Raw genomic sequence first — 23543 nt, forward strand, 5'->3', positions numbered from 1 at the left:
ATAAACAATTACAGCTCTATCATTTAGGTGTATAAAATAAATCACCTAGCTGATGCTCTATCATAAAATTACGGGTTAACCGTAGTACTTGTTTAGCGTTAGGCTGTGCCAAACAATCGCTCAGTAACTGTTCCATGTCGCTTACATTTAAGCGTCTTAGCACCCACTTCACTTTGTTTAGCGACGATAAGTTCATGCTTAAACGTCTATACCCCATAGCAATCAGTAATATTGCGCCCTCGGGGTCGCCACCAAGCTCACCACATAGACTAAAGGGCAATTCATAATGCTCACACTCGCTGGCAATATTATTTAATACACGCAATACCGCGGGGTGATAAGGGTTAAATAAATCGGCTACACGGGCATTTGCCCTATCTACGGCTAATAAATACTGAGTTAAGTCGTTACTACCTACTGAGCAAAAATCGACTTTTTTAGACCACTCTGGCAGCATAAATACACTTGAAGGTACCTCAAGCATGATGCCAATATCAGGCTTTTCTATAAGTTGCTCAGGAAATGCTTCACTTAACTCATAATAAGCTTGTTTAAATAGTGCCAGTGACTCTTCAACCTCATCAGTACCACTGATCATCGGCAGCATTATTTTTAAATTACCTAAGCCAATATTGGCTTTTAACATCGCTTTGAGCTGATCTAAAAAAAGCTCGGGATGGTCAAGGCTAATTCTAATACCACGCCATCCTAAAAATGGGTTTTCTTCAGTGATATTAAAATAATCTAAAACTTTGTCGCCACCAATATCTAACGTTCGCATAACAACGGGGTTAGGGTAATAGCTACTAAGTACTTCTCGATACCAGTTTTCTTGTTCTTGCTGCGAAGGAAACTGTCCCTTTTGCATAAACCATGCTTCGGTTCTGTAAAGACCAACACCATCACAAATATGGGCGCTATTTTGTTGAGTATTAAGCTCAAGCCCTGCATTAAGTAACAAACTAATATGCTCACCGTCTAACGTGATTGAAGGCAATGCTTGTTCTTCTAAAAAACGATTATTGAGTAAGTTATCTTGATGTTGTAATTCTGTATACTCATCAATAAGCATTTGCGAAGGCGAAATATATAAACGCCCAGCAAAAGCATCTAAAATCATTTCTTTGCTATCAAACTGCAATAGCGGTAAATCTTCGATACCCCAAATCGCCGGCACGCCCATAGCGCGGGTTAAAATAGAGGCATGGCTGTTGGCTGAACCATTAATGCTCACAACCCCAGCCAAACGCTCATTGGGTACCTCAGCTAACATAGCTGGTGTTAATGTATGCGCTATTAAAATGGTGTTTTCAGGGTAGTCTTTTATTGCATGCTCGGTATTCACTAAATGATGCAGCACCCGTAAACCAATGTCTTTAACATCAACCGCACGCTCTTTAATATAAGGGTCTTGCATTTCGTTAAACTGCGCAACTAAACGTTCAATCACAATTTTTAATGCACTTTTAGCACACCACCCTTCTTGTAATTGAGCCTCTACATTATGACCTAAACTTTTAGCATCTAATAATTGCTGATACACATCAAATACAGCCAACGCCTCTTGCGGTATGCTGTCGCTCAATGTCATCGATAAGGTGCTAAATTCTTTGCGCGTTGCAGCAACCGCTTGTGTAAATAAACGACGCTGTTCAATAACATCGTTATTCTTAGTAAGTTCTATAGACTTAAAATTAAGTTTAGGAATAACAACAAAAGCTTTACCAATACTTATACCTGGCGCGCTAGAAACCCCTTTTAATACTGATGTTTGATGGGATGACTCATCTTGGCGTAATACTTCTTTTATTTCGGCGTGGGCTAATTGCGAAGCTAACTGCGCAGAAAGCGTAATTAAAAACGACTCCTCATCTTGAGAAAATACCCGCGCCATTTTCTGTTGAACAACAATAACACCTAACACTTTTTTTTGATGAACAACAGGCACGGACAAAAAGGCGTTATAGCCTTCTTCATTAACTTCTGGGGAGAGTTTAAAACGAGGATGCGACTTGGCAAAGGCAATGTTAATTGCTTCTTCACGCTGAGCAACAAGCCCAACTAAACCCTCGGTAAAGCCAATTCTAAATTTGCCTACCGCATCAGGATTTAACCCTGATGAGGCCATCAGTACAAAGTTATCTTGGCTATAATCGGCAAAATAAATGGAGCAGCACTGGGTATTCATGGCATCTTTTACCATTTTCACAAAGCACACTAACGCGTCGTCTAAATTCGCTTGTTGCGAAACAGACTCAGCTATCGCTCTGAGTGTTGCCAGCATACACTGCTCCTTTTTATGTAAAACTACCTTTTATTTCGCCAGTGATCTTTTTGTTGCTCTCGCTTATTAAAGGGCATAGCAAAGGGAGCAAACTCTTTCATAACACGTCGATAAACGTCCCGTTTAAACGACACAACCTGTCTAACCGGATACCAATAACTTACCCATCGCCAATCATCAAATTCCGGATGATGAGTTTTCAGTAAGTTAACATCTTCATCTTTACAGCGCAGTTTTAGTAAAAACCATTTTTGTTTTTGCCCAATACACACCGGACTTGAATCCCGGCGGATTAATCGTTTGGGTAATTTATAGCGTAACCAATGTTTTGAGCTTGCAACTATTTCTACATCTTCTGGTCGCAAACCTACTTCTTCGTGTAATTCACGGTACATAGTTTGTTCTGGTGTTTCACCATCATCAACACCACCTTGGGGAAATTGCCAAGAATGTTGACCATAACGTCTGGCCCAAAACACTTGCCCCTGATTATTGCAAATCACAATTCCGACATTGGCACGAAAACCTTCGGCATCAATCACCTTAGTGCCTCATTTGTAAGTCGATTTTTTATGATTGTTCCACATTAGCTGCAATACGGCAAATACTATTACGTGCAAGCCTCGTTAACACCTTCGCTTAAGGCAAATTAATGGCGAAATCCATTGCATGTGAATAACAAACAACACAGCCATACGTAAATACATAAAAACCACACTGTTTGTGCTGGTTACTCACAGCTTGTGCATAACTTTTGTAAAACACGCTCATTTAGCAAACAAATCCACAATACAAGATCAAAAAAGTGATGTTCTCCACAGAATCTGTGGATAAACATGTTCATACATCTGTATTTATCCTTACAACAATTATAGACCTTAATTAAAACTGAACACCAAAAACAAAAAAAACAATGTAGTTCAGTTACTTAGTTAATTTTAGCGTTTTAAAGCAGTGCATAAAATTGCACCAATCACAGCACGTATAAAAATCAACCAACCGCTAAAGATATCCACTATCAAGCTAATTTGCTATCATGGCGTTGGTATTTATTCAACTAAATTAACAGTATGCAACCTTTAAAACCTCATTCAATTAATCAACTAATGCAACGTGTCAATAATATTGCAGGGCTCACACTTGGACAACTAGCACAGCAGTACCATTTTAAAACGCCAGATGATTTATTGCGTGAAAAAGGCTGGACAGGTCAACTGATTGAGTATGTATTAGGCGCAACCGCTGGTTCAAAACCGCTCCCCGACTTTGAAGATTTAGGCATAGAACTTAAAACACTGCCCATTTCATATAAAGGCAAACCATTAGAAACCACGTTTGTGTCGGTAACCCCGTTAATAAATGTAACCGGTACGACCTGGCACTCAAGTAATGTTCGAAAAAAGTTGAATCATGTTTTATGGCTACCTATTTTAGGCGAACGCGATATAGCACCGTTTGATAGAACCATTGGCAGTGGCTTTTTATGGCAACCTTCCCCCGCGCAAGATGCACAATTGCAGCGAGACTGGGAAGAACAAATGGAGCTTATAGCCCTTGGTAGAGTTGATGAAATTTCAGGTCATTTAGGGGATGTAATGCAAATACGCCCAAAAGCAGCCAATAGCCATATTGTTACCGATGCCATAGGCCCAAATGGGAAAATAATTAAAACCTTGCCGCGTGGTTTTTACTTAAAAACCAGTTTTACCGGCGAGATTTTAAAGCAGCAATTTCAGCTTTAATTGATGAAAAGTAACTAACGTTAGGCTTATTTAACGCCCGTAGCTCGATGCTCGTAGCCAGTTTCTTTGTCCTTTTTTGCTATTTTTTACAAAAAATCCCCGCATGGGCGGGGATTTATAAATCAAAGTTAAACATTTACCTTAACCGGAGTTAAAAATAAATATTACTGACCTTTAACTTCTTTTAAACCATTGTACGATGCTTTAGCGCCTAATTGCTCTTCAATACGTAGCAATTGGTTGTACTTAGCAACACGATCTGAACGGCTTAATGAACCCGTTTTAATTTGACCTGCAGCAGTACCTACTGCTAAATCAGCAATAGTTGCATCTTCAGTTTCACCAGAGCGGTGAGAAATAACCACTGTAAAACCTGCATCTTTTGCCATTTTGATTGCAGCTAACGTCTCTGTTAATGAACCAATTTGGTTAAATTTAATTAAGATTGAATTGGCAATACCGTTATCAATACCGCGTTTTAAAATCTTAGTATTGGTTACGAATAAGTCATCACCCACTAATTGAACTTTATCGCCCATTAGTTTGGTTTGGTGTGCAAAGCCATCCCAATCAGACTCATCTAAACCATCTTCGATTGATACAATTGGGTATTGCTCAGTTAAATCTTTTAAGAAGTGGTTAAACTCTTCAGATGTAAATTGCTTACCTTCACCTTTAAGGTCATAGATATTTGCTTCTTTGTTATAAAACTCAGAGGCCGCACAATCAAGTGCAAGGGTAATATCTTTACCAAGCTCATAACCGGCATTTGCAACTGCTACTTTAATGGCTGCAAGCGCTGCTTCGTTTGATGCAAGGTTTGGTGCAAAACCACCTTCGTCACCTACAGCTGTTGAATGGCCATCCGCTTTAAGTACCTTAGCTAGGCTATGAAATACTTCAGCACCCATACGCAATGCTTCACGGAAGTTAGTTGCACCTACTGGCTGAACCATAAATTCTTGAATATCTACTGAGTTATCAGCGTGCTCACCGCCGTTGATGATGTTCATCATTGGTAGTGGCATAGAGTAAACACCTGGCGTGCCATTTATGTCAGCAATGTGCTCGTATAGCTCTACTTTTTTAGATTGCGCAGCCGCTTTTGCGTTAGCAAGTGAAACCGCTAAAATAGCATTAGCACCTAGTTTTTCTTTGTTTTCAGTACCATCTAAATCAAGCATTACTTGGTCTACATCACTTTGAGCAAGTGCGTTTTGACCTTTTAGCGCTTCTGCAATTTCATTATTAATGAAGCCAACCGCTTTTAATACGCCTTTACCTAAGTAACGCGCTTTATCACCATCACGTAATTCTAATGCTTCGCGAGTTCCTGTAGATGCACCTGAAGGTGCAGCAGCACGGCCCCATGAACCATCAGCTAAATATACCTCAGCTTCAACAGTTGGGTTACCACGCGAGTCCATAATTTCACGACCGATTACTTTTACGATTTCTGACATCTTGATTCCTCTATATTCCCAAAATGGTGAGTGCGGCTAACCTGAGTTTGGCTAGCCTTAGAAACAAAAAAGGCCGCGCATCATGCACAGCCTTTTTATATTACGAAGACGCTTTTTGATAGGTATGAGCCGCAGCTACAAACCCTTCAAATAGCGGGTGACCATCACGTGGTGTTGAAGTGAATTCCGGGTGGAATTGCGCTGCAATAAACCAAGGGTGATCTTTATTCTCAATAATCTCTACTAGTTTTTTATCTTCAGATAAACCTGTAAAGCTCAAACCAGCTTGCTCAAGCTGTGCTACAAAGTTGTTGTTAACTTCATAACGGTGACGATGACGTTCAACAATCTCGTCGCTGCCATACACGCCATGCACCTTAGAGCCTGGTGTTAAATGACATTTTTGTGCGCCTAAACGCATAGTGCCACCTAAATCAGACTTTTCGTCACGTAGTTCAACATTACCTTCAGCATCTAACCACTCGGTAATTAAACCAACCACTGGTGACTCTGAATTTGCGTTAAATTCAGTTGAGTTTGCATCAACTAAACCAGCAACATTTCGTGCGTATTCAATAAGCGCAACCTGCATACCTAAACAAATACCTAGGTAAGGCACTTTGTTTTCACGGGCATATTTAGCCGCTAAGATCTTACCTTCAACACCACGACCACCAAAACCGCCCGGTACTAAAATAGCATCTAAACGAGAAAGTACATCAGTTCCTTTGGTTTCTATGTCTTGTGAATCAACGTATTGGATATTAATAGTTAAACGATTCTTCAGTCCCGCATGCTTTAATGCTTCGTTTACTGATTTGTATGCATCTGGTAATTCAATGTATTTACCTACCATACCAATTGTCACTTCACCCGTTGGGTTAGACTCTTGATACAATACTTGTTCCCACTCAGCTAAATCTGCTTCAGGCGCGTCTAAATGAAAACGACGACATACAAAGTTATCTAACTCTTGCGATTTTAATAACGCAGGGATTTTATAAATACTGTCTACATCAGGCAGTGAAATAACTGCTTTTTCTTCAACGTTTGTGAACAATGCAATTTTTGCACGCTCGTTATTTGGCAGCTTACGGTCTGAGCGACAAATAAGAATATCTGGTTGAATACCTACCGAGCGTAACTCTTTAACTGAGTGCTGAGTTGGTTTTGTTTTCACTTCACCGGCAGGGCCTAAGAATGGCACTAGCGTTAAGTGAATGAAAAGTGCGCGTTCACGACCAATTTCTGTACCCATTTGACGAATTGCTTCGATAAATGGTTGTGATTCAATATCGCCTACCGTACCACCAATTTCAACGATTGCTATATCATGGCCTTCTGCGCCATCATAAACACGTTGCTTAATGTCATTGGTAATATGAGGAATAACCTGAATAGTTGCGCCAAGATATTCACCACGTCTTTCACGACGCAGTACATCTTCATATACGCGCCCTTGCGTAAAGTTGTTACGGCTGGTCATTTTGGTGCGAATAAAACGTTCGTAGTGACCTAAATCAAGGTCCGTTTCTGCGCCGTCTTCGGTAACGTATACTTCACCGTGTTGAATTGGGCTCATTGTGCCTGGGTCAACGTTGATGTAAGGATCCAGCTTTAGAATGGTAACATCTAAGCCACGGGCTTCTAAAATAGCGGCCAATGATGCTGCTGCAATACCTTTACCCAACGAAGAAACAACTCCGCCAGTAACGAAGATAAATTTTGTACTCATGCGAACCCTAGAATATCAGGAATTAAAAGGAATATAATACCCAAACAAGTGATTTTGGAATATAAACAAGACGGGGCGAAATTGTACCAAAACATGGCTGAGCAATCCAGCTATAAATGGCAAATCTGTGCACAAAAAACAGACATTTTTTATGTCCCTATTTATTTAATTTTTTTTATCGCATCCCATGCCGCATCCATTTCCTCTAAAGACGCTGACTCAATACATTTACCCTGGGCAATTAAGTAATTTTGCACCTTTTCAAATCGTGCAGAAAACTTATCGTTGGCACTACGAAGCAATTGCTCTGGATCCCGTTTAACATGGCGCGCTACATTCACGGTAGCAAACAACAAATCACCTAGCTCTTCTGCTGTATGCGCTGAGTACGGGTTATGAGCTAAGGCTTCTTTCACCTCCTCAACTTCCTCACTCACTTTATCTATAGCGCCATGATAAGTAGGCCAATCAAAGCCTAAAGCAGCTACACGTTGTTGAATTTTTTTAGCTTTTGTTAAGCTAGGTAAACTGTTTGGTATATCTTGCCAAAGTGTTGAGCTTTTATCTTGGGGTCTAGTAGCACGCTCTTGTGCTTTTATTGCTTGCCATTGCGCAGCTAATTCGGCATCAGTTGTGGGTGTGTCTTGCGATGAAAATACATACGGATGACGGCGCACTAGCTTCTCATTTAACGTGTTTACCACATCGTTAAAATCAAATAATTGCTGCTCTTGCGCTAGTTGCGCATAAAACACGATTTGAAATAACAGATCACCTAGTTCACCTTTCAGTTCACTTAAATCGTCGCGCTCAATACAATCAGCCACTTCATAGGCTTCTTCAAGAGTGTGAGGTACGATTGACGCAAACGTTTGCTTGAGATCCCAAGGGCATCCGCCCTCAGGGTTTCTCAGTGTTTGCATTATTTCCAGCAGTTGGCTTAAAGCCTCATTGTTAGCCTGATTACTGCCCTCGTTTTGCACTGTGTACCCCTTCGATCTGATGTAGCTTAGACAGCACTTTATTAGTGCCCTGTAAGTCATGCACTTCAATTTGCATCACAAAAATAGCAGTTTGAGTGCTATCAACCGTGTTTACGTTCATATTGAGCACATTAACTTTTTCATTGGCAAGTGCAGAACTGATGTCACGAATTAAGCCAGAACGATCACTGGCTTCAATACGAATAGTTAAGGCGTAAGAGCTACTAATATCATCTGACCAACTCACTGAAATAACACGCTCGGGGTGCTTGTTTTTTAAATTACTAAACGAATCACAATCCTCTCGGTGCACCGCAATACCGCGTCCTTGAGTAATATAACCAATGATTTCATCACCAGGTACTGGGCGACAACAACGAGCAACATGGCTCATTAAACTGCCGACCCCATCCACTACAATACCGTTTTTATCACCAGTCACTTTACTAGGCGATTTGAAACGAATTACCGGCTCATGCTCTGTTCTGTCAGTAATAAAGTTAAGCATTTGGTTAAGACGAATATCGCCTGCGCCAATAGCGACCATTAAGTCATCAAGTTCTCTAAAATTAAAACGCTTTATAGCGGGGTCTAAATCTTTATAAGTTAGCTCTAATTTTTGTAACTCACTATCAAGAATCTCTTTACCCGCACTTAAATTTTTATCGCGGTCGAGCTGTTTAAACCAATGGTGAATTTTGGCTCTAGCGCGAGACGATTTAATGTAACCTAACGATGGATTTAACCAATCACGGCTTGGGTTTGGCTGCTTTTGGGTTAGTATTTCAACTTGGTCACCAGTGCTTAACTGATGAGTAAATGGCACTATTTTGCCAAATATTTTTGCGCCAATACATCGATGCCCTACATTGGAGTGAATGTAGTAAGCAAAATCAAGAGGCGTTGCTCCCAGTGGTAAGTCAAAAATATCGCCTCGAGGGGTAAACACATACACACGATCTTCAACCACTTGGTTTTTAAGCTCTTGTGCTAAATCGCTGCCATCAACCACTTCTTCTTGCCATTGCAGTAATTTACGCAACCAGCTAATTTTTTGCTCATAGCCTGAACCACGCCCTGGTAATGCGCCTTCTTTGTACATCCAATGCGCGGCGACACCCAGCTCTGCATCTTGATGCATGTCGTGCGTTCGTATTTGAATTTCAACGGTTTTACCCTCAGGACCAAACACAACCGTATGAATAGATTGATAGCCATTTTGTTTTGGGGTTGCAACGTAATCGTCAAACTCTTTATTTAAATGACGCCAATTAGTATGCACTATGCCTAGGGCGCCGTAGCAATCTTGTAATCGTTCAACCACAATTCGCATGGCGCGTATGTCAAACAGCTGATCAAACTCGTAGTTCTTTTTCGCCATTTTTTTGTAAATGCTGTAGATATGTTTTGGCCTGCCGTACACCTCAGCTTTAATACCCGCTTCATGGAGGCGTTGTTTGACCTGTTCAACCATATCAACCATATACGCTTCACGGGCAAGGCGCTTATCATCGAGTTGCTTAGCAATATTTTTATAAATATCGGGGTGCAAATAACGAAAAGCTAAATCCTCAAGCTCCCATTTTAATTGACCAATACCAAGACGATTCGCAAGTGGTGCAAATATATCAGCGGTCTCTTTGGCGGCAACTACTCGCTCTTCTTCTGCGGCATCTTTGACGTTGCGTAAATGGCAAACCTGTTCGGCTAATTTAATCACCACAGCGCGCACATCTTCCACCATAGCAAGCAGCATCCGGCGAATATTATCGACTTGCACAGTGCCGTTGCCTTGATGAGCTAAGGTACTTATGGTCGCCATTTGTGACACACCTGTAAGCAGTACTGCAACATGGTTGCCTAAATGCTCTTCTACCGCATCAATGCTCACTACATCATTTAAATAATAAGGGGTTAAATAGGCTGTGGCTAAAGAGTCAGCATCTAAATTTAGCTCAACTAAAATCTCTACCATTTCTATAGCGGTATTTTGTCGCTCGCTGTTATCGCACGTTTGGCAAAGCTGCTGCGCTTTGTTGAGTAAGCTAATTTTTTCCTGAGACAAATCAAGAGATTCTACGCGCGAAAAAAAGTCACCCGCTTTGTCATGTTGATGAGATTGACGTGTCGCTACCATAATGCGCTTTACCTCCGTTGAAATAACGCCATAGTTTCGATATGCCCCGTGTGAGGAAACATATTCATTAGCCCTATTTTATTCAGCTCAAAGCCGGCTTGCGAAATAATAGCGCTGTCACGGGCTAAAGTAACAGGGTCGCAAGAAACGTATAAAATCGCTTTAAACTGCGTTAATGGAAGCTGCTCTAAAACTGCCATCGCACCAGTGCGTGAAGGGTCAAGCACTAAAACATCTAATTCTTTATTAAACCACGGCGCTTTCTTAATGCTCGTGGTTAAATCAAAACAATGAAACTGGGTATTAGTAATAGAGTTAGTGTGCGCATTTTGTGTTGCTAATGCAACCGCCGAAGTCACGCCCTCAATTCCTGTTACTGTTTTAGCTTGTTTGGCTAGCACTAAAGAGAAGTTACCAATACCACAAAATAAATCCAGAACATTTTCATCACCTTGAAGTGCTAACCAGTTTGCAGCTTGAAGCAGCATCGCTTGATTTACACTCGCGTTAACCTGAATAAAGTTACTGAGCCCAAATTCAAACGTTATATTTAACTGCTCAAGTTTATAAAATGGCATAGCTAAATGTGAATGATCAATAGTATCACTGTCACTTTGCCACACTAATTGCCAATTATGAGCTATTACACTTTGCTCAACAAACGCCTTATCATGGGGTGAAATGGCTTTGGTATGGCGAATAACAATAAAATATTGTTCATCAGCGGCACATAACTGTAAATGACTAATGCTGTGCAGCGCCTTGTGTTGATTAATGACTTTATCAAAGACATTAAATACCTCGGCAAATGCGTCACTTAATACTGGGCACTGATTAATACTAACAATACTTTTAGAAGCATTTGCTCTGTAGCCTACCCGCATTTTTTTTGCAGCCTTATCGAACATAACAGCAATCCGAGCACTGCGTCGATAATGAGTTGCTTGGCTTAGCAGCGGAGCTTGCCAGTTTAAATCGGTTAATTTTGCAAACTTGGCAAATAATTGATTCACCGCTGCTTGCTTTTCAATTACCTGCTGTGTGGCATCTAAATGCTGTAGCTGGCAACCTCCACACTGGCTGTAATGCTCGCAAATAGGAACTGTGCGATATTCACTGGCTTTAATTATTTTAAGCGTATCAGCTTGGCTGTAACGTGCTTTATCATCAACTAACTTAGCTTTTACTCGCTCCCCAGGTAATGCTCCACTAACAAAACACACTTTATTATTGTACTTAGCAATACCACGGCCATGGTGATCCATTGCTGTAATATCGAGTTCAAGCGATTGCTGTTGTAGTGGTTTTTTCTTTGCTTTAAATATTTGTGCCATGAGGCATTACCTTAAAGGTTGATGAATTACGTCTCTACTTTGAGAATAGCTATGAGTATGTATATACTCACATTTAATAAAAATGATAATAATGCTCAGATTATGACCAAACTAGGCTTGCGCGATTCTGTTTTAACACTCACCCTGATCCCCACAGTGATCATTGGGCTATTACTAGGTGGTTATTTTACAATAAATCGTTACATTGAGCTTGATGAAATTTTATATCAACAAGGCACAACAATTTCTGAGCCTTTAGCGATTGCTCTTGAACAACCTTTACTGGAAAAAAATAAAAAACTACTTAACCGTGTTATTCGTTATACACATAACAAACACTCACCAGCGGTCAAATCAATTGCTATTTTTAATGATAACAACCAACTTATTATAACCAGTAATTATCATCGCTCGTTCGATACCTTAATTGAGCAAACGCAAATTGACAGTTTTAAAGCCACACATGTTCAGCAAACTGAAGAGTTAGTGACTTTTTTTACCCCTATCATTAACCATACAACACCCAATAGCGACTGGAATACTTCTGAGTTTCAGACCACATTAGGTACCGTGGTGATCCAACTTAATCGCGACAAAGCTGTTATTGGCCAGCAACGCGCATTATTAGTCAGCGGTATTATTATTATTCTCGCCTTAGTATTAGCTGCTATTTTAGCACTAAAACTTAGCCGTATGTTTATGACACCGCTAAATAAGTTAGTACTTGCTACCGACAGGTTAATTGAAGGTAAAAGACAAACAGGCTTAACTGAGCCCATGAATGGTGAGTTTGAACTATTGCGTGAAGGACTCAATACCATATCCCACTCTATGGTGATGCAAAAAGATGAAATGCAAAAAAATATTGATCAAGCAACTAGTGATTACCGCGAAACGCTTGAGCAATACGAAACACAAAATATACAGCTCACTATGGCTAAAAAAGAAGCCCAAGATGCTAACCGCGTTAAGTCTGACTTTTTAGCAAAAATGAGTCATGAATTACGCACACCACTTAATGGGGTTATTGGCTTTACTCGCCAGCTTTATAAAACACCGCTAAATAAAAACCAAAAAGATTACCTTGATACCATTGAGCTTTCAGCAAACAGCTTACTGACCATTATTAGCGATATATTGGACTTCTCCAAATTAGAAGCGGGTGCTATGGAGCTAGAGTCAATTCAATTTCAATTACGCGATAGCGTAAACGAAGTGATGACATTACTGGCACCTAGCGCTCACGACAAACAACTTGAGCTTTCTATTTATATAAATCCTCAGGTGCCCGATCACTTAACCGGCGACCCCACTCGATTTAAACAAGTGCTTATTAACTTGTTAAGTAACGCGATAAAATTTACTGAAAAAGGCGCTATTAAAGTCGATATTAGCCATCGTTTATTAGATGAGGAGCAAACTTCCATTTTAGTGTCGGTTGCTGACACCGGGGTGGGTATTCCTGCCGATAAACAAGACGCGTTATTTACCGCCTTTGGCCAAGCCGACTCTAGTATTACCCGTAAATTTGGTGGCACTGGCTTAGGGCTTATTATTACTAAACATATTGTTGAAGCAATGAATGGCCGTATTACTTTAAATTCAGCTCCAGGCAGTGGCACATGCTTTACCTTTAATGGCGTATTTAGATTACCAAATCATGTATTTATCAACGATTTGCCTACCCAATCATTAATTGGTAAACGTGTGCTTTACCTAGAGCCACATAAGCATACTCATCATGCCGTTGTTTCATTATTACAAGAGTGGAAAATTAGCGTCACTCGATGTCATAGCGAAAGTGAATTTTTAGAGTGTATCGAGAAATCAGAGATTAATTTTGATATATGCCTTATTGGTCACATGGCATCAGTTGATGATATGCAGCGCTTAAAAAGCTATGTAAAAGCGGTTAGAGAATCAACCGATTATTTATATTTAATGCTTAATACTGTATCGCACAATATGCGTGAAGCTTTTATAGGCAGCGGTGCAGATGCCTGTTTAAGTAAACCGCTCAACCATCGTAAATTATGTGAGTTATTAGCCGCACCCTATCGACTTGATCACCCGGCGCATAACATAGATCAGCATGAACAAACTCTACTGCCATTAAAAGTATTAGTGGTAGATGATAACGACGCTAATTTAAAATTAATATACACCCTACTAAACGAACAGGTGGAATTGATTGATACTGCCCATAATGGTTCACAAGCTTATAGCCTAAGTAAAAGTCATAAATATGATGTGATTTTTATGGATATTCAAATGCCGATAATGGATGGCATTACAGCCTGTAAACTCATTAAAGAGTCATCTTTAAATGAAGATACACCTATTATTGCCGTAACTGCGCATGCACTCAATAGTGAAAAAGAACAATTATTAAAAGATGGTTTTGAAGGCTATTTAACCAAGCCAATTGACGAAGATATGCTCAATCAAGTTATTTGCGATCATAGCCCGCAATTACCTGTAAGCCGTGATAAGTCAAAAAACACATTTGAACATAGCACAGCGCCTTTTAATAGCACTCGGCTTGATTGGGCGTTGGCGCTGCAACGTGCTGGCGGTAAACCTGAATTAGCCAATGAAATGCTCAACATGCTGTTATTAAGCGTGCCCGAAACCCTAAACTTATTAAATCAAGCAATAGTCAGCAATGACTGCCCTCAAGTACTCAGCGTGATCCATAAATTTCATGGAGCGTGTTGCTATACTGGTGTACCAAAATTAAAAACATTGGCGGAAACGATCGAAACGTCACTAAAAAATGAGTGCGTACTTGATAATATAGAGCCCGAACTGTTTGAACTTCAAGACGAGCTGGAAAACTTACTTGTTGATGCCAACATTGATAACAACAATAAAAAAGACGAGCTGTAGCTCGTCTTGTCTATTGTTATTTACAATTCTAAGCGCGGGCTTCAAGCATTAAGCGTTTCATATCACGCACCGCTTTATCTAAGCCATCAATCGCTGCACGGGCAATAATAGCGTGACCAATATTAAGCTCGTAAATCTCTGGCATCGCTGCAATTGGCTTCACGTTGTGGTAGTGCAAACCATGGCCGGCATTAACAATTAAGCCAATACTCGCTGCATACTTAACGCCTTGGCGGATGTGTTCAAGCTCTTTTGCTGTATCTTCATCGTTGGTGGCATCGGCATAGGCTCCGGTATGAATTTCAACATAAGGCGCACCACAGGCTTTTGCCGCGTCTAACTGCGCTTTATCGGCATCTATAAACAATGACACTTTAATACCGGCTTGCGTTAGAGTTTTAGTCGCTGCGGCTATTTTATCAATATTACCCGCTACATCTAAGCCGCCTTCGGTAGTAAGCTCTTCACGTTTTTCAGGTACTAAGCATACATATTCAGGTTTAACCTCAAGTGCAATCGCAATCATTTCATCGGTTACTGCGGTTTCAAGGTTCATGCGTGTTTGAATGGTTTTAGCCATCACATACACATCGCGGTCTTGAATGTGTCTGCGGTCTTCGCGTAAATGAATCGTAATACCATCAGCACCGGCATGCTCTGCAACACTGGCTGCATGGGCTGGATCAGGGTAAGAAGTACCTCGAGCTTGGCGAAGCGTTGCAATATGATCTACATTCACGCCTAGAAGAATATCTTTCATGTTTGTACCTGTGAAATTTGTTTATTGAGAGCTAATAAATAACTCACGACTTTTTAATGGCTTATTGCCCAATAATGGCTTTAATAAATAACGACTTAATTGCTTTGCCATATATAACACATCCGCTTGGCTAAAGTCATGATTTGCTATGGCATTAAGTTGTGAACCGGTAAATCCAGAACGCGTGTCATGTTGCACTGAAAACCCTACTTCTGCGAAGTAACTATACGTTTGTGCCTCGTCAATTGGCTCACCGTCCGCATCAAAACTAAAATCGACTCCATACCCTAGCAGCTCTAATAATTGAAATTCATAAGAGCGCAGCACTGCTTGCATGTCAGTACCACTATTAAGATTTTCTAGGTGTGTATTATAAAGTTGAAAAACTTGATCAATGGGCTCATTAATCGGCACAATGCGATTAGTTAGCTCATTTAAATAAAAGCCACAATAAAGCTTATCACCAGTTAGAAATAACGGGTTGCCGTAGAGCTCAAATTTATTAATATATTTTAAATCGTATTTGCCATTGTAATGGACGAGTAAGGATTGAAATGGTTGCAATTGAGCTTTATGTTTAGTGGCCTGGCGGCCACTAACTCGAGCGAGCATTCTAAGCTGGCCAACGCCTTCTACCAGCATATCTAACATTACTTGCGAGTCACTATAAGGACGTCGATGTAATAAATAGGCTTTGTAAAAGTCGCTGTCCATATTAGGCTATTCGATACTTATTAATCTTCACCGTAGCCTAAGCTTCTTAAGGCACGTTCATCGTCAGCCCAGCCCGATTTTACTTTAACCCATAGTTCTAAAAATACTTTATTTTCAAGCATTTCTTCTAGGTCTTTACGCGCTTCACGGCCGATCACTTTTAGCTTTTCGCCTTTGTTACCGATAACCATGCGCTTTTGCGTTTCACGCTCAACCAAAATAAGGCCATTGATGTGCCAAACGCCGTTTTCTTGCCATTTAAACTGTTCTATTTCCACAGTCACTGAGTAAGGTAGTTCCTCACCCATAAAGCGCATAAGCTTTTCACGGATCACTTCAGCAGCCATAAAGCGCATTGAGCGGTCGGTAACGTAGTCATCCGGAAAATAAAATTCGCACGGCGGTAAACGTTTAGTTACTTCTTCTTTGATCAGGTTAATGTTTTTACCCTGAGTCGCAGAGACAGGCATAATGCCTATAAAGTCAAACTTATCGCCTAAGAATTTCATGTGTGGCAGTACAAGGTCACGATCTTTCACTTGGTCAATTTTGTTAATAACTAACAATACCGGCTTGCCACTTTGGCTCACTTTGTTTAGTACCATCTCGTCATCGGCATTCCAATGGGTGCCTTCAACAACAAAAATAATCAGTTCAACATCGCCAATTGAGCTCGACGCTGCGCGGTTCATTAAACGGTTAATGGCGCGCTTTTCTTCAACATGCAGACCTGGGGTATCTACGTACACCGCTTGGTGTTTACCCTCGGTATGAATACCCATAATACGATGGCGCGTGGTTTGTGGCTTACGTGAGGTAATACTGACTTTTTGCTCAATAATCTCATTAAGCAAGGTTGATTTACCCACATTAGGACGGCCAACAATCGCAACCATGCCACAAAATGTGTCTATTTCGCCTTCATGAGGCTGTATTAAGGTATCAAGATTCATTTTTAAGTATCTTCAATGCTTTTTCGGCCGCTTTTTGTTCGGCTTTACGCCTTGAGCTGCCAACAGAAATAATGCTATCCATTCCATCAACGATACATTCAACCGTGAATGTTTGATTGTGTGCCTGACCTTTAGTGTCTACTACAGTATAGCCAGGTAATGATAGCTTACGAGCTTGCAAATACTCTTGCAGCAGGGTCTTAGGATCTTTTTGGTTAAGCCCTGGTGAAATAGCATCTAAACGTGATTCATACCACGCTAAAATAAGCTCGCCGCAACGATCAATGTCTGAATCTAAAAATACAGCGCCAATTATAGCTTCCACTGCATCTGCTAGGGTCGACTCGCGTCTAAACCCGCCACTTTTTAGCTCGCCAGGGCCTAAACGCAGGTAATCACCTAGCTCAAACTCAAGGCCAAATTCAGCTAACGTCTGGCCGCGAACTAAAGTCGAACGCATGCGGCTTAAATCGCCTTCACGTGCTTTAGGAAATTTAGCGTACAAGGCATTGGCAATTACAAAGCTCAAAATCGAGTCGCCCAAAAATTCGAGTCGCTCGTTGTGTTGACCTTTGTGGCTGCGGTGCGTCATTGCTTGCTCAAGTAGGCCTTGATCAGCAAATGTGTAGCCAATTCTTTTGTATAACTCTGTTACATTTTTTTTCATTGTTACTGAATATTACCTAGGCGTTCAAAACGAACACCAGTTGGAACCCATCCTGGTAAAATGTCATCTGGGCCATTATCAAATTCAAAACTCATCCATATAAAGACAGCTTTACCCACCAAGTTTTCTTTTGGTACAAAGCCCCAAAAGCGACTATCTTGGCTGTTATCGCGATTGTCACCCATCATAAAGTAATGATCAGCAGGCACCACCCATTCATCTGCAGGAGTGCCCAATTGCTGGTAGTAACGCCCTTTACGTTCAGGCGATTTTGGGTTGATTAAAATATCATGGCTAGAGGTCGTTAAATCTTCATTTAAACGCGCTAAAGCCATTGGGCCTTGCATAAATTCATCATCATTAATTAATTTAAAATCAATTTTATTGAATTCGTTGCAAAGAAGCGCGCCTTTTTGAACTTCGCCTTCTTCACATTTTGGTTGAATATATAAACGCTTATCGCGATAAACAATTTTATCGCCAGGTAAGCCTATAGCGCGTTTAATATAATCAACTCTTTCATCTAATGGGTATTTAAAAACAACAATATCGCCACGCTCTGGTTCGCTCACATCCACTAACTGGCTACGCCATACTGGGTCTTTAATTCCATAAGAATACTTTTGCACTAAAATAAAATCGCCTACTAATAAGGTTGGCATCATCGAACCCGATGGGATCTGAAACGGCTCAAAAATAAACGATCTAAAAATAGTGATAGCAGCAATCATCGGAAAAATCGACTTTGCTGTTTCAGTAATGACTGGCTCAGGCGCAATCAATGCTGCGGTTTCTTCATCAAGTTGGCCACCGGCAGAAGTCTGTGCAAGTGCCAAACGTTCTTGCCTTTTAGGGGCAAACATTAAGTGATCTATTAACCATATTAGGCCTGAGCCTAAGGTTAATAACACCAATAAAACTGAAAAGTAGCCAGCCATTTATTATCCCTTTATTTTTTATTTACCAACTTTTAAAATGGCTAAGAACGCTTCTTGAGGCACTTCAACGTTACCAAGTTGCTTCATTCGCTTTTTACCATCTTTTTGTTTTTGAAGTAATTTTTTCTTACGACTCACGTCACCACCGTAACACTTCGCGATTACGTTTTTACGAAGCTGCTTCACGGTTGTGCGCGCGATTACATGCTGACCAATTGCTGCTTGAATCGCAATATCAAACATTTGACGTGGTATAAGCTCTTTTAGCGCATCAGCAAGCTGACGACCACGAGACTGCGCGCTATCGCGGTGTACAATAATAGCTAGAGCATCAACACGCTCGCTATTGATGAGTATATCTACACGAACCATGTCTGAGGTTTGGAAGTGCTTAAAGTTATAATCAAGCGACGCAAAGCCACGACTGGTTGATTTTAACTTATCAAAGAAATCCATTACCACTTCAGCCATTGGCAGTTCGTACGTTACTGCAACTTGCTTACCATGGTAGCTCATTTTAGTTTGCATACCGCGCTTATCAACACATAAAGTGATTACGCTACCTAAGTACTCTTGCGGTACTAAAATATTAGCTTCTACTACTGGCTCACGTATTTCTAAAATATCGTTTACAGCTGGTAGGTCAGACGGGTTATCTATTTGTGTAGTGCCCTCTTTAGTCACTACCTCATAAATAACCGTTGGTGCTGTGGTGATTAAATCAATGTCGTATTCACGCTCTAAACGCTCTTGAATAATTTCCATGTGCAGCATACCTAAGAAGCCACAACGGAAACCAAACCCTAATGCGGTTGAGTTTTCTGGTTCAAAGAATAACGACGCATCGTTTAAGCTTAGTTTGTTAAGTGCATCGCGGAATGACTCGTAATCATCCGACGCAATTGGGAACATACCCGCATAAACTTGTGGTTTAATTTTTTGAAAACCGGGTAAGCGCTCTGGTGCCGCATTTTTTTGATGAGTAATGGTATCGCCCACCGGTGCACCGTGTATTTCTTTAATACCTGCAATAACAAACCCTACTTCACCGGTACGTAAAATACCGGTGTTAGTTTGTTTAGGCGTAAAAATCCCCACATGATCTGCGGTATGTACGTTCTCGTTTGACATGATTTTAATTTTGTCGCCCGCGCGAAGTTCGCCATGTTTGATACGCACTAGCGATACAACGCCTTGGTACGGGTCAAACCAAGAATCGATAATTAGCGCTTGTAATGGCTCGTCTTTTTCACCAACGGGTGGCGGTACATCTTTAACGATCATTTCAAGTACTTCGGCAATACCCACACCTGTTTTAGCACTACATTGCACGGCATCAAGGGCATCAATACCAATGATGTCTTCAATTTCTTCGGCTACACGTAATGGGTCAGCTTGCGGTAAATCAATTTTATTTAGAACCGGTATAACTTCTAAGTCCATTTCGATGGCGGTATAACAGTTAGCTAATGTTTGTGCTTCAACACCTTGGCCAGCATCAACAACCAATAATGCGCCTTCACAGGCAGCTAGTGAGCGTGATACTTCATAAGTAAAGTCAACATGACCAGGAGTGTCGATAAAGTTGAGCTGGTAGGTTTCACCATCGTTTGCCTTGTAGTTTAACGTTACACTTTGCGCCTTGATGGTAATGCCACGTTCACGTTCAATATCCATTGAATCCAGAACCTGCTTCTGCATTTCACGGTCGGTTAAACCACCACAAACTTGGATCAAACGGTCAGAAAGGGTCGATTTACCATGGTCAATGTGGGCGATGATCGAAAAATTACGGATATGCTTCATAAACTGGATTCTAAACTTCTATTTTAAGGACTAAGGTCGCATGCCTAAATAACTTGAAAATACTTGCTGTGCATTTTCAAGTTACTGTGGCATAAAAACGCAATTTTACATTTAATTGGCGTCAATCACCATCTATTTGAGTTAAAGGAAGGCTAATTGGATGAATTTTTATCACTTTAATCTCATGTCTAAGTGATTTCACCCATGTTTTAGCAATTAAGAAGCCGGTGATGCCACCTAATATCGCAGCTAAAATTTGCCAGCCTTCGGCTAATTGTATTAATTCACTAGCCAATAAGGCGAATATTAAACTTAAAAATAAGGGCAGCATGTAAACGGCAAAGGCATGTTTTACAACATGGCTATCATCCAGTGACAAGGTCACTTTTTGCCCCACCTCTAATTGCGTTTCAAATTTGTAGGGCAAGGTTTTTTTGGCAGTACCAAATAACTTACTAAACACTTGAGAGCCACAACGTCCATTACAGCCTTCACATGCCTGTTTTTGTTGGGCTTCTAAATGCGCAACGTGGCCACTAAGGGCCACGACGGTTAACGTTTGTTCTATCATTTATAACGCCCGTGAAACAGACTCAGCAATCGCTTTGGCGCTCATGGTTGGTATATTCCCCACCACAGACACATCAAAATTTCCGCCGTTGTGCACATAAATAGTGGTGGCTCCTGAGGTCAGAGCTCCGCTTAAACGCTTACCTGGTAGTGGCCGTTGTATAAATACTGAGACCTCAACAAATCCATCAGAGAATAAATAGTAATCTGTTAATTCATTGTTTAAGTCGAGCTTATGTCTATCGGACTTGAGTAATTCAAACCCTTCAGGTAGCCATCCAATAGTCCAATTCATAGCATTTGCTTTGCTTTGTTCATCAATTGAATTAGCGGGTAATGGTGTTGGAAAATTACGATTAAGTACTTCTAATAATAAGCTTGCCGGTTGCTCAGTTACGCTAATGTGGGTAAGTTGTAATTGCTCTAGCGCTTCGCCTTGGTGATTCACATAGGCGGCTTTCAACAATAAAGACGACTCAGTATCAATCCAAATCCAATAGTTATATTTGTCATCGTTTTTAGATTCAATTCGAACCAGCTGAGCAGGACGCCCCGCAATACGGCCTTTACCACCAAGCACAAAATCATAATGCGCACTTAAGCGGTTAATATCTTTAAATAAGACTTCTGGGATGGGGCCTGCAATCGAGTCAGTTGTTAACGAGTAAGGTTCTGATTGTGGCTCAAAGTAGGTAACTTGATCGTCAATGCGGATCATTTCAAGGCCTGCACCATTAAGCAAACTTAAATGCTCTAGCTCTATATCACCTTGTTTAGCATGCACCCAGCGGTAGGGCTCCATACTTTTACCCTTAACAACAACAAAAGAGGCGTCGAAATTACGAGTGTGAACTGCACTTGCCATTTCAAGCAGTAAATCTTTAGCAGGGTTTGTGTCATTGGCAAAAGTATTAAAACTCAGCACCAATGACATAATAAAAGTAATTACTTTCATCTAATTAGTTTTTTTCCTCTGGGGATGTTTCATCTGTTTTAGCTGTTTTAGCTGTTTTTAACGAATGAGCCACTCGCGCTTGACGTTGATGTTCAAGTACTAATGCGCCAATGCGTTGCTGCTGAAGCTCTCGTAAACCTTGCTCTGCGTTATCAAGTGCAGGTGCTGATGAGTAGCTTACAGGCGACGCCATGCCGGTTAACGGCGTGGTTTGCAATAAAGGAATTTCGTTTTGCACAGCATCTTCACCTTGCGGTAAGGTGTTCACGCCAACGATAGTAAACATTGCTACGCTCGCAGCAATTGCTAGTTGGGCAACCGGTTTACGCCAATTAAACGCCACTACTTTATTACCTGTTTCGGTATTAGAAGCGGTAGCCACATTGTGAGACTGGCTAAAGTCTGCATAAACGGGCTCGCTCTCAAGTGCTAACGAAATGCGTTCGCTAATATCAAAGTCCATATTATTGTTATTTTCTTTAGCTCGCATTGCATCACCAATTAACGCGTAACGGCCAAACGTAGCTACATCATCCGATGCAATAGTTGCATCCTTTAATGTTTGTTCACCGTCAAGTAATGCTGATAACGATTCGTTATCTAAGCGGTTAACGTGTGCTTTTGTCATACTAAGACTCGCCTATCAATGGGTTTAATTTATTATCAATTGCTTCACGGGCACGAAAAATACGCGAACGTACCGTCCCGACTGGGCAATCCATAACCACGGCTATTTCTTCATAGCTCATACCCTCAATTTCTCTAAAAGTAATCGCGGTTTTAAGATCTTCAGGCAAACTATCAATCGTATTAAAAATAACAGCGCGGACTTCTTCGCTTAATAGTAAATTTTCAGGTGACGCGTTAGAACGCATTGAATCTGCACCTTCATAAAACTCGGCATCGTCAGCATCTATATCATTTGCTGGCGGTTTACGCCCTTGAGCCACTAAATAATTTTTAGCACAATTAACGGCGATACGGTAAAGCCAAGTATAAAAAGCACTATCACCACGAAAGTTTGGAAGGGCACGATACGCTTTGATAAACGCTTCTTGTGCTACATCAGCAATGTCACCTTGATTTGATACATAACGTGAGATCAAACCGGCTATTTTGTTCTGATACTTCTTAACTAATAGGTTAAAGGCGTTTTTATCTCCCTGCTGGACCCTTTTCACTAACGCTAAATCTAATTCCTGCTCGCTCATTCGAGCCGGTACTCCTCTGATTGATTCTTGCTTATTATTCATAGTGTCGCCATTGTTCACACCTACTCTGACCCCTAGATGAATAAAAAGTTCTGACTCATATTGTTTTTTTATAAAATAGCTACAAATTACGCGTTTATACGCTAAAACCACTTAGTAGTAGTTCAACAAATATGGTACAACTGTAAGTATTAAAAATAAATATTGCTCTATCTGAGCATTGTAACCGCAAAGTACCTCACAGATGAACCAAAATAAACATCACATTACCGATGTCGCTATTATTGGTAGCGGCGCAGCAGGCTTATCACTTGCTTTATCTTTGGCTAATTACTGTAACGTTACCGTGATCAGTAAAGGTGAATTAACCGAAGGTTCTACTCTTTACGCCCAAGGCGGAAT

The 23543-nt window shown here is 40.8% G+C and carries 20 protein-coding genes; 3 read left to right on the forward strand and 17 right to left on the reverse strand.

Annotation, left to right across the window (positions count from 1 at the left end):
* Positions 1-19: 19 nt before the first annotated feature.
* Complete coding sequence (ptsP, locus tag CWB76_RS12870; RefSeq protein ID WP_138608138.1) at positions 20-2284, reverse strand: phosphoenolpyruvate--protein phosphotransferase; 2265 nt, start codon at positions 2282-2284, stop codon at positions 20-22.
* 23 nt (positions 2285-2307) lie between these two features.
* The gene (gene rppH / locus CWB76_RS12875; RefSeq protein WP_008111786.1) at positions 2308-2826 is read right to left on the reverse strand and encodes an RNA pyrophosphohydrolase; all 519 of its coding nucleotides are present in this window, start codon (positions 2824-2826) and stop codon (positions 2308-2310) included.
* Between the two features lie 528 nt (positions 2827-3354).
* On the opposite strand from rppH, the gene mutH reads away from it, so the two are divergent.
* Positions 3355-4026 carry a DNA mismatch repair endonuclease MutH gene (gene mutH / locus CWB76_RS12880; RefSeq protein ID WP_138608140.1) on the forward strand — a complete coding sequence of 224 codons (672 nt, stop codon included), beginning with the start codon at positions 3355-3357 and terminating at the stop codon, positions 4024-4026.
* A gap of 164 nt (positions 4027-4190) precedes the next feature.
* Here mutH and eno read toward each other — a convergent pair whose 3' ends face one another.
* From eno to rlmD, 5 genes are all read right to left on the reverse strand, one after another.
* Positions 4191-5489, reverse strand: a complete 1299-nt coding sequence (gene eno / locus CWB76_RS12885) for a phosphopyruvate hydratase (RefSeq protein ID WP_138608142.1) — start codon at positions 5487-5489, stop codon at positions 4191-4193.
* A 100-nt stretch (positions 5490-5589) separates the two neighbouring features.
* Positions 5590-7224, reverse strand: coding sequence for a CTP synthase (gene pyrG / locus CWB76_RS12890; protein ID WP_138608144.1), 1635 nt, complete (start codon positions 7222-7224; stop codon positions 5590-5592).
* A gap of 161 nt (positions 7225-7385) precedes the next feature.
* Positions 7386-8207 (reverse strand): nucleoside triphosphate pyrophosphohydrolase, encoded by an 822-nt coding sequence (gene mazG / locus CWB76_RS12895; RefSeq protein WP_138608146.1) that lies wholly within the window; start codon positions 8205-8207, stop codon positions 7386-7388.
* Entirely contained in the window at positions 8188-10344 is a 2157-nt protein-coding gene (gene relA / locus CWB76_RS12900) for a GTP diphosphokinase (RefSeq protein WP_138608148.1), read from the reverse strand. The genes mazG and relA overlap by 20 nt, the downstream gene beginning before the upstream one ends.
* 8 nt (positions 10345-10352) lie before the next feature.
* Positions 10353-11678 carry a 23S rRNA (uracil(1939)-C(5))-methyltransferase RlmD gene (gene rlmD, locus CWB76_RS12905; protein WP_138608150.1) on the reverse strand — a complete coding sequence of 442 codons (1326 nt, stop codon included), beginning with the start codon at positions 11676-11678 and terminating at the stop codon, positions 10353-10355.
* A 102-nt stretch (positions 11679-11780) separates the two neighbouring features.
* Here rlmD and barA point away from each other — a divergent pair, with 102 nt between their 5' ends.
* Positions 11781-14567: a two-component sensor histidine kinase BarA gene (gene barA / locus CWB76_RS12910; protein ID WP_171039633.1), complete on the forward strand. Its 2787-nt coding sequence runs from the start codon at positions 11781-11783 to the stop codon at positions 14565-14567.
* Between the two features lie 28 nt (positions 14568-14595).
* Here barA and pdxJ read toward each other — a convergent pair whose 3' ends face one another.
* The 10 genes from pdxJ to rpoE all read right to left on the reverse strand — a co-directional run bounded on the left by pdxJ (position 14596) and on the right by rpoE (position 23141).
* The gene (gene pdxJ, locus CWB76_RS12915) at positions 14596-15327 is read right to left on the reverse strand and encodes a pyridoxine 5'-phosphate synthase (protein ID WP_010387803.1); all 732 of its coding nucleotides are present in this window, start codon (positions 15325-15327) and stop codon (positions 14596-14598) included.
* Between the two features lie 21 nt (positions 15328-15348).
* Positions 15349-16041, reverse strand: a complete 693-nt coding sequence (gene recO, locus CWB76_RS12920) for a DNA repair protein RecO (RefSeq protein WP_138608154.1) — start codon at positions 16039-16041, stop codon at positions 15349-15351.
* Positions 16042-16061: 20 nt separating this feature from the next.
* Complete coding sequence (era, locus tag CWB76_RS12925) at positions 16062-16994, reverse strand: GTPase Era (RefSeq protein ID WP_138596050.1); 933 nt, start codon at positions 16992-16994, stop codon at positions 16062-16064.
* Complete coding sequence (gene rnc, locus CWB76_RS12930) at positions 16984-17661, reverse strand: ribonuclease III (RefSeq protein ID WP_008466504.1); 678 nt, start codon at positions 17659-17661, stop codon at positions 16984-16986. Before rnc ends, era begins: the two co-directional genes overlap by 11 nt.
* A gap of 2 nt (positions 17662-17663) precedes the next feature.
* On the reverse strand, positions 17664-18599 hold the full coding sequence (lepB, locus tag CWB76_RS12935; protein ID WP_138608155.1) for a signal peptidase I: 936 nt from the start codon (positions 18597-18599) through the stop codon (positions 17664-17666).
* An 18-nt stretch (positions 18600-18617) separates the two neighbouring features.
* Complete coding sequence (gene lepA / locus CWB76_RS12940; protein ID WP_138608157.1) at positions 18618-20405, reverse strand: translation elongation factor 4; 1788 nt, start codon at positions 20403-20405, stop codon at positions 18618-18620.
* A gap of 121 nt (positions 20406-20526) precedes the next feature.
* The gene (locus CWB76_RS12945; protein ID WP_138608159.1) at positions 20527-20976 is read right to left on the reverse strand and encodes a SoxR reducing system RseC family protein; all 450 of its coding nucleotides are present in this window, start codon (positions 20974-20976) and stop codon (positions 20527-20529) included.
* Positions 20977-21930 carry a MucB/RseB C-terminal domain-containing protein gene (locus CWB76_RS12950; RefSeq protein ID WP_138608161.1) on the reverse strand — a complete coding sequence of 318 codons (954 nt, stop codon included), beginning with the start codon at positions 21928-21930 and terminating at the stop codon, positions 20977-20979.
* Positions 21931-21934: 4 nt separating this feature from the next.
* Positions 21935-22558 (reverse strand): sigma-E factor negative regulatory protein, encoded by a 624-nt coding sequence (locus tag CWB76_RS12955; protein ID WP_138608163.1) that lies wholly within the window; start codon positions 22556-22558, stop codon positions 21935-21937.
* Position 22559: 1 nt separating this feature from the next.
* Entirely contained in the window at positions 22560-23141 is a 582-nt protein-coding gene (rpoE, locus tag CWB76_RS12960) for an RNA polymerase sigma factor RpoE (protein WP_138608167.1), read from the reverse strand.
* 244 nt (positions 23142-23385) lie between these two features.
* On the opposite strand from rpoE, the gene CWB76_RS12965 reads away from it, so the two are divergent.
* A partial coding sequence (locus tag CWB76_RS12965; RefSeq protein WP_138608165.1) for an FAD-dependent oxidoreductase occupies positions 23386-23543 on the forward strand: 158 nt, incomplete at its 3' end.

Source organism: Pseudoalteromonas sp. S1609 (assembly GCF_005887255.1).
In the GTDB taxonomy this organism is placed as follows: domain Bacteria; phylum Pseudomonadota; class Gammaproteobacteria; order Enterobacterales; family Alteromonadaceae; genus Pseudoalteromonas.